The sequence below is a fragment of the Burkholderia sp. LMG 13014 genome, assembly GCF_905232215.1.
Lineage (GTDB): Bacteria > Pseudomonadota > Gammaproteobacteria > Burkholderiales > Burkholderiaceae > Burkholderia.
Genome location: NZ_CAJNKE010000306.1, coordinates 1 through 7,089 on the forward strand (window position 1 = coordinate 1; position 7,089 = coordinate 7,089).

The window sequence follows — 7,089 nt, forward strand, 5'->3', positions numbered from 1 at the left end:
TCATCGGGCAGGCCTCTTTCGAGACCGCGGCGTTCAGGTTCACGTCGGCGAGCGTGCCGAGGCTCGACCCCGCGCGGCCCGTGATCGCGATCAGCTTCGCGCCGATCCGCTTCACGAGCGGCAGGATCGCGACGAGTTCTTCGGATTCGCCGGAATAGGAGATGCCGATGAAGACGTCGTCGGAGGTGACCATCCCGAGGTCGCCGTGGCTGGCCTCGGCAGGGTGGACGAAGAAGGCCGGCGTGCCGGTGCTGGCCAGAGTGGCCGCGATCTTGCGGGCGATATGCCCCGATTTGCCGATACCGGACACCACCACGCGGCCGCGGCAGCCGAGCAGCAGCGCGACGGCCTGGACGAAGCCGCCGTCGAGCTGGTCGCGCAGCGCGCGCACGGCGTCCGCCTCGATGTCGAGCACGTCGCGGGCGAGCGCGAGCGCCCGATCATCATTGATTTTCGCTATCATGCGCGGAGTATAGCAAAGGCGTTTGTTCGCCGCGCCGGGCCTTCGGACTCGTCCGAGGTCGCCCGACCACCGCCACCACCCGCGCCCGCATTGCCGTGGCCCCGACGAACGAGGACGCTTCGCCTGTGATTTCCCCGCTCGAAATGACCCTGCTGCTGCTGCTGGCCTCAGTGGTGGGTGTCGTCGTATTCCGCTCGTTGAACCTGCCGCCGATGCTCGGCTACCTGACCGTCGGCATCCTGGTCGGCCCGCATGCGTTCGGCATCGCGGCGGATCTGGAACGGGCCGAGCATCTCGCGGAATTCGGCGTGGTGTTCCTGATGTTTTCGATCGGCCTCGAGTTCTCGCTGGCGAAGCTGAGGGCGATGCAGCGGCTCGTGTTCGGGCTCGGGTTGCTGCAGGTCGTCGCGACCCTCGTGCTCGGCATGCTGTTCGAGCACTGGGTACACATCACGTGGCAGGGCAGTATCGCGCTCGGCGGCGCGCTTGCAATGTCGTCGACGGCGATCGTATCGAAGATGCTCGCCGAGCGGCTCGAGATCGAGACCGAGCACGGCCGCAACATCTTCGGCGTGCTGCTGTTCCAGGATCTCGCGGTGGTGCCGCTGCTGATCGTGATCGCCGCGTTCGGCGCCGAGTCGTCGAAGGACCTCGCGATCACGCTCGGCTTCGCGGCCGTCAAGATCGTGATCGCGCTCACGCTGCTGCTGGTCATCGGCCAGCGCTTCATGACGCGCTGGCTCAACGTCGTCGCGCGGCGCCGCTCGCAGGAACTGTTCGTGCTGAACCTGCTGCTCGTCACGCTCGGCGCCGCGTTCATCACCGACCGCTTCGGCCTGTCGCTCGCGCTCGGCGCGTTCATCGCGGGGATGCTGATCTCCGAGACGCCGTTCCGCCATCAGGTGGAGGAGGACATCAAGCCGTTCCGCGACGTGCTGCTCGGCCTGTTCTTCGTGACGACCGGGATGCTGCTCGATCCGCGCGTGATCTGGGAGCACCCGTTTCTCGTGCTCGGTTTCTTCGTCGGGCAGATCCTGTTCAAGGGGACGATGATCGCGGGGCTCGCGCGGCTGTTCGGCGCGACGCCGGGTGTCGCGATGCGCACCGGTATCGGGCTCGCGCAGGCCGGCGAATTCGGCTTCGTGCTGCTGAACCTGATCCTCGACCGCCATCTCGTCGATTCGACGCTGCTGCAGGCGATCCTCGCGTCGATGCTGCTGTCGATGCTCGCCGCGCCGTTCCTGATCCAGAACGCCGACCGGATCGTGATGCGGCTGTCGTCGACCGAATGGATGCAGCAGTCGCTGCAGATGACGCGCATTGCGACGCAAAGCCTGAAGCAGCGCGGCCACGTGATCATCTGCGGCTACGGCCGCGCGGGCCAGAACCTGGCGCGGATGCTCGAACAGGAAGGCATTTCGTACGTCGCGCTCGACCTCGACCCCGATCGCGTGAGCGCGGCCGCGGCGGCCGGCGAATCGGTCGTGTTCGGCGACGCGGCGCGCCGCGAGTCGCTGCTGGCGGCCGGTATCCACCGCGCGGCGGCGGTGGCGATCACCTATGCGAACACGCCGTCCGCGCTGCGCGTGCTGCATCACGTGCACGAACTCGAGCCGACGCTGCCCGCGATCGTGCGTACCGTCGACGATGCCGATCTCGAGAAGCTGCTCGCGGCGGGCGCGACCGAGGTGATTCCGGAGATCGTCGAGGGCAGCCTGATGCTCGCGTCGCACACGCTGGTGCTGGTCGGCGTGCCGATGCGCAAGGTCGTGCGGCGCGTCGAGGAAATGCGCGACGAACGCTACAGCCTGCTGCGCGGCTATTTCCGCGGCGCGGACGATGCGGACGACGACGACCACGAGCAGGTGCGGCTACAATCGGTGCCGGTCGATGCGCGCGCGGACGCGGTCGGGCGTTCGCTGGAAGAACTGGGGCTGTATGCGCTCGGGTTGGAAGTCACGGCGATTCGCCGGCACGGCATCCGCGGCGTCGAACCCGATCCGCAGACCAAGCTGCGCGCGAGCGACATCGTCGTGCTGCGCGGGCTGCCCGAGGCGCTCGCGCTCGCGGAGGAGCGGCTGTCGCGCCATCGGCGCGATCCGCCGGCCGCAGCCGCCTGAGCCCGTGCTCGGATTGATAACCTGACCCGTATTTACTCGAAACGGTGCCCGATCTTCGCGCACCGTTTTTTTCGGAGAGTTTCATGCCGCATTCGTCGTCGGGCGCACCGCTCGATCCGGTCGCCTTCATCCACAGCCAGATCCGCACGGTGCCGGACTGGCCGCAGCCGGGCGTGATGTTCCGCGACATTACGACGCTGCTGCAGAGCCCGAAGGCGCTGCGCATCCTCGTCGACCTGTTCGTCGAACGCTATGTCGATGCGAAGCTCGACTATGTCGCGGGCCTCGACGCACGCGGCTTCATCATCGCGCCGATCGTCGCGTACGAACTGAGCGTCGGCTTCGTGCCGATCCGCAAGGTCGGCAAGCTGCCGTACAAGACGCGCTCGGAATCGTACGACCTCGAATACGGCAGCGCGACGGTCGAGATTCATGAAGATGCGTGCCGCCCCGGCGACCGCGTGATCATCATGGACGACCTGATCGCGACCGGCGGCACGATGATGGCGGGGCGCAACCTGCTGCAGCGGCTCGGCGCGGAAGTGGTCGAAGGCGCGGCGATCATCGACCTGCCCGATCTCGGCGGCTCGGCGCTGCTGCGCAACGCGGGATTGCCGGTTTATACCGTCACCGAATTCGCCGGCCACTGAACGCCGGCTGGCCTGAATCCACCTGAGTTCACGTTAGCAGCGAGGTCACGATGCCCAACTTCATGCTGTTTCTCGCCACGTCGATCGCGATCACGTTCGCGCCGGGTCCCGACAACCTGCAGGTGCTCGCACGCGGCATCTCGCAGGGCCGCGCGGCCGGCTTCGTCGCCGCGCTCGGCTTCACCGCCGGGATCCTGTTCCACACGACGCTCGCGGCGCTCGGCGTCGCGGCCGTGCTGCGTTCGTCGCCGGTCGCGTTCGAGATCCTGAAGCTCGCGGGCGCCGCGTACCTCGTGTGGATCGGCATCAAGGCGCTGCGCAGCCAGGGCCTCGCGAATGCGCACGCGCGCCCGCCGCAGCCGCTCGGCACGATCTTCCGGCAGAGCGTGATCGGCAACCTGATGAACCCGAAGGTCACGCTGTTCTTCGTCGTGTTCCTGCCGCAGTTCGTCGATCCGCACGGCGGGCAGAGCGTGACGCTGCAGATGTTCGAACTCGGCGCGCTGTTCATGCTGCAGACGGCCGCGATCTTTTCGCTGTTCGGCGTCGGCGCGGGCATGATCGGCGCGTGGCTGAAGCGCCGCCCGAAGGCCGGCGTGTGGCTCGACCGGATCGCCGGCGCGACGTTCATCGCGATCGGCATCCGCGTGGCACTGAAGGACTGATAGACGATGACGTTTCCGTGCATTGCGGCCGCGCGCCGCTTCGATCCGGCCGCGCACCTGCGTTTCGAGATTGCCGGGCAAGCGGTGGGCTGGGTGCGCCGCCAGGACGTCGCGATGCTCGCCCGCTGGCCCGACGTGTTCGAGCTGACCGATGCGCGCGTCGTGCTGTCGGCGCGCTACGACTCGGTCGATGCACGCAGCATGGCGATGGCGAGCGCGATCGGCGCGCTCGCGGCCGAAGGCGCGATTCCCGGCTGGCGCGACGAGATCTACGCGATCCGCAACCGCTTCGACGATCCGCCGCTCGCGTACATCGAGCGCGCCGCGTCGCGCTTCTTCGGCACGCAGACTTATGCGGTGCATCTGAACGGCATCGTAGAATATGCGGTTGCGCCGGGCGAGCAGTCCGCCGCGGCCGTCCCGCAGATGTGGCTCGGCCGCCGCAGCGAGACCAAGGCGACCGACCCCGGCATGCTCGACAACGTCGTTGCCGGCGGGATCGGCTGGGGTCTGGGCGTTCACGAGACGCTCGCGAAGGAATGCTGGGAAGAAGCCGGCATCCCTGCCGAACTGGCCGCGCGCGCGATCGCGGGCCGCGCGGTGCAGGTACTGTGCTCGCTGCCGGAAGGCACGCAGTCCGAACTGATCTTCGTGTACGACCTGCCGCTGCCGCGCGACTTCGCGCCGCGCAACCAGGACGGCGAAGTGGCCGAGCACCTGCTGGCCGGTGTGCCCGAGGTGATCGGCTGGCTGCGCGCCGGCCGCGCGACGATGGACGCAAGCCTCGCGACGCTCGACACGCTGCTGCGCCATCGCTGGATCCCGGCGGCCGACGCAGCGGGCATCGACGCACTGTTCGCACCGGCCGCGTGACGCGTGCCGCGCACGCAGCCTGGCGGCGCGAACGGGCAATTTGACGAATCCGGAAACGAAGGGAGTAGCGGTCATGCCGACCGATCACAGCTTTATCTTGAAACTGTCGTGCCCCGACCGGCACGGCATCGTCCATGCGGTCTCGGGCTTCCTGTTCGAGCGCAGCAACAACATCCTCGATTCGGCGCAGTTCGGCGACAGCCGCACCAGCGAGTTCTTCATGCGCGTGCACTTCGAGCAGGACGGCGGCGGAGCGGATGCCGCGACGGCGCTCGACACGCTCCGCAATGAATTCGCGCCGCTCGCCGAGCAGTTCTCGATGCGCTGGGAAATGCATGACGCGGCCGTGAAGCCGCGCGTCGTGATCATGGTGTCGAAGATCGGCCACTGCCTGAACGACCTGCTGTTCCGCTATCGCACCGGCCAGCTGCCGATCGAGATCCCGGCGATCGTGTCGAACCACAAGGAGTTCTACCAGCTCGCCGCGAGCTACAACATTCCGTTCCATCACTTCCCGCTGATCGGCGGCTCGTCCGATGCTGCGAAGGCCGCACAGGAAGCGCGCGTGCTGGAAGTGATCGACGAGCACCAGGCCGATCTGGTCGTGCTCGCGCGTTACATGCAGATCCTGTCGCCGAACATGTGCCAGCAGCTCGCCGGGCGCGCGATCAACATCCACCATTCGTTCCTGCCGAGCTTCAAGGGCGCGAAGCCTTACTACCAGGCGTTCGACCGCGGCGTGAAGCTGATCGGCGCGACCGCGCACTACGTGACGACCGATCTCGACGAAGGCCCGATCATCGAGCAGGAAGTCGAACGGGTCGATCACAGCATGACGCCCGACCAGCTGACCGCGATCGGCCGCGACGTCGAATGCGTGACGCTTGCGCGCGCGGTGAAGTGGCACGTCGAGCACCGGGTCGTGCTGAACGGGACGAAGACGGTCGTGTTCCGCTGATTCGCTGGGCGCCGGCCGGCAGATGGCCGGCCCCCGGTTGGCCGGCCCCAACAAACAAAAACGCCGCGCCCTTCACGGGGCGCGGCGTTTTTCTTATCGCGTCTGACGCGCGGGCTGTTTCAGATCAACCGCAGCAGGTACAGCTCGCGCTTCAGGTACGCATAGAAGATCGGCGCGGCGATCACGCCCGGCAGCCCGAACGCGGCTTCCATGATCAGCATCGCGAGCAGCAGCTCCCACGCGCGCGACTCGATCTGGCCGCCGATGATCTTCGCGTTCAGGAAGTATTCGAGCTTGTGGATGATCACGAGGAACGCCAGCGACGCGATCGCGGTGCCCATGCTGACCGACAGCGACACGGCGACGATCAGCGTGTTCGAGATCAGGTTGCCGATCACCGGCAGCAGGCCGACGATGAACGTGACGAGCACGAGCGTTTTCGACAGCGGCAGCCGCTGGTGGAAGATCGGCAGCGCGACGAGCAGGTAGATGCCCGTGAACACCGCGTTGATCGCCGAGATCTTGATCTGCGCGAACACGATCCGGCGGAATGCGTCGGCGAAGCGCGACACGCGCGTGACGAGTGCAGTGGACAGCGGCCGGCGCACCTTGCCGTGTTCGACGCCGATCGCGATCATCGCGCCGATGATCATGCCGAACAGCACGTGGCCGAAGCCGCGCGCGACGCTCTTGCCGCTTTGCTGGAGCTGGTCCATGTGCGAGTGCATCAGCACGGCCGCCTTGGTCTTCATCTGCTCGACGTCGACGGGCAGCAGGTTCGCGATCCAGGCCGGGGTGCGGGCGCGGGTCTGTTCGACGATCTGCATCAGCTGGTCGAGCAGGCTTTGCAGGTTCGGTACCGTGCGCTCGAAGTGCTCGATGATGCCGATCGTCAGGCCCGTCAGACCGCCGACGATCACGATCGCCAGCAGCACGACGGCGACCCAGCGCGCGCGCATGCTCGTGGTGTGACGCTCGATGACGGGTGCGATCGTGTGGATCAGCTGGTAGACGAGCAGGCCGGCCAGCAGCCCGCCGAGCAGCTTGAGCTCGATCACGAGCCACATGGCGACGATCGCGAACGCATAGCTGCCGATCTCGAGTGCCGACAGCTTCGGCAGGCTGAAATCGCTCGTCAGCCGCACGCTGCGCAGGTGCGGTTCGCGATTCTGCGCATCGCGAGACGAGTCGGGTTGCTTCTCCATCGTGGATTCCTGTCGTTCGTGTGTCATGCCGCGGAATGCGTGGCAGAGCCGTGTTCGCCCGGCGCCGCACCGGATTGGTGCGTACGGCGAACCTTACGACCGTAAAGTATAGCCGCCATTATGGTCCGCAACGGGGCCGTTTGGCGCATGGTGTA

Annotated in this window: 7 protein-coding genes; 5 read left to right on the top strand and 2 right to left on the bottom strand. The window is 66.9% G+C overall.

Annotated elements, in window-relative coordinates; all coding sequences use genetic code 11:
• Positions 1 to 463 (bottom strand): SIS domain-containing protein (locus JYJ84_RS24100; protein ID WP_205189549.1); only part of this gene is annotated, 463 nt, incomplete at its 3' end.
• A gap of 125 nt (positions 464 to 588) precedes the next feature.
• On the opposite strand from JYJ84_RS24100, the gene JYJ84_RS24105 reads away from it, so the two are divergent.
• The 5 genes from JYJ84_RS24105 to purU all read left to right on the top strand — a co-directional run bounded on the left by JYJ84_RS24105 (position 589) and on the right by purU (position 5,729).
• Positions 589 to 2,583 carry a monovalent cation:proton antiporter family protein gene (locus JYJ84_RS24105; RefSeq protein ID WP_205189551.1) on the top strand — a complete coding sequence of 665 codons (1,995 nt, stop codon included), beginning with the start codon at positions 589 to 591 and terminating at the stop codon, positions 2,581 to 2,583.
• Between the two features lie 83 nt (positions 2,584 to 2,666).
• On the top strand, positions 2,667 to 3,233 hold the full coding sequence (locus JYJ84_RS24110) for an adenine phosphoribosyltransferase (protein ID WP_011353218.1): 567 nt from the start codon (positions 2,667 to 2,669) through the stop codon (positions 3,231 to 3,233).
• Between the two features lie 50 nt (positions 3,234 to 3,283).
• Positions 3,284 to 3,898, top strand: a complete 615-nt coding sequence (locus JYJ84_RS24115) for a LysE family translocator (RefSeq protein WP_175221625.1) — start codon at positions 3,284 to 3,286, stop codon at positions 3,896 to 3,898.
• A 6-nt stretch (positions 3,899 to 3,904) separates the two neighbouring features.
• The gene (locus tag JYJ84_RS24120) at positions 3,905 to 4,771 is read left to right on the top strand and encodes an NUDIX hydrolase family protein (RefSeq protein ID WP_175221626.1); all 867 of its coding nucleotides are present in this window, start codon (positions 3,905 to 3,907) and stop codon (positions 4,769 to 4,771) included.
• Between the two features lie 73 nt (positions 4,772 to 4,844).
• Entirely contained in the window at positions 4,845 to 5,729 is an 885-nt protein-coding gene (gene purU / locus JYJ84_RS24125) for a formyltetrahydrofolate deformylase (RefSeq protein WP_122946291.1), read from the top strand.
• A 119-nt stretch (positions 5,730 to 5,848) separates the two neighbouring features.
• Here purU and JYJ84_RS24130 read toward each other — a convergent pair whose 3' ends face one another.
• Positions 5,849 to 6,934: an AI-2E family transporter gene (locus JYJ84_RS24130; RefSeq protein ID WP_164462627.1), complete on the bottom strand. Its 1,086-nt coding sequence runs from the start codon at positions 6,932 to 6,934 to the stop codon at positions 5,849 to 5,851.
• Between the last annotated feature and the right edge of the window lie 155 nt (positions 6,935 to 7,089).

Bases quoted from the DNA above. Each gene is read 5' to 3' on its own strand.
- JYJ84_RS24110 (WP_011353218.1), top strand. From the start codon at position 2,667: ATGCCGCATTCGTCGTCGGGCGCACCGCTCGATCCGGTCGCCTTCATC.
- JYJ84_RS24115 (WP_175221625.1), top strand. From the start codon at position 3,284: ATGCCCAACTTCATGCTGTTTCTCGCCACGTCGATCGCGATCACGTTC.
- JYJ84_RS24120 (WP_175221626.1), top strand. From the start codon at position 3,905: ATGACGTTTCCGTGCATTGCGGCCGCGCGCCGCTTCGATCCGGCCGCG.
- purU (WP_122946291.1), top strand. From the start codon at position 4,845: ATGCCGACCGATCACAGCTTTATCTTGAAACTGTCGTGCCCCGACCGG.
- JYJ84_RS24130 (WP_164462627.1), bottom strand. From the start codon at position 6,934: ATGGAGAAGCAACCCGACTCGTCTCGCGATGCGCAGAATCGCGAACCG.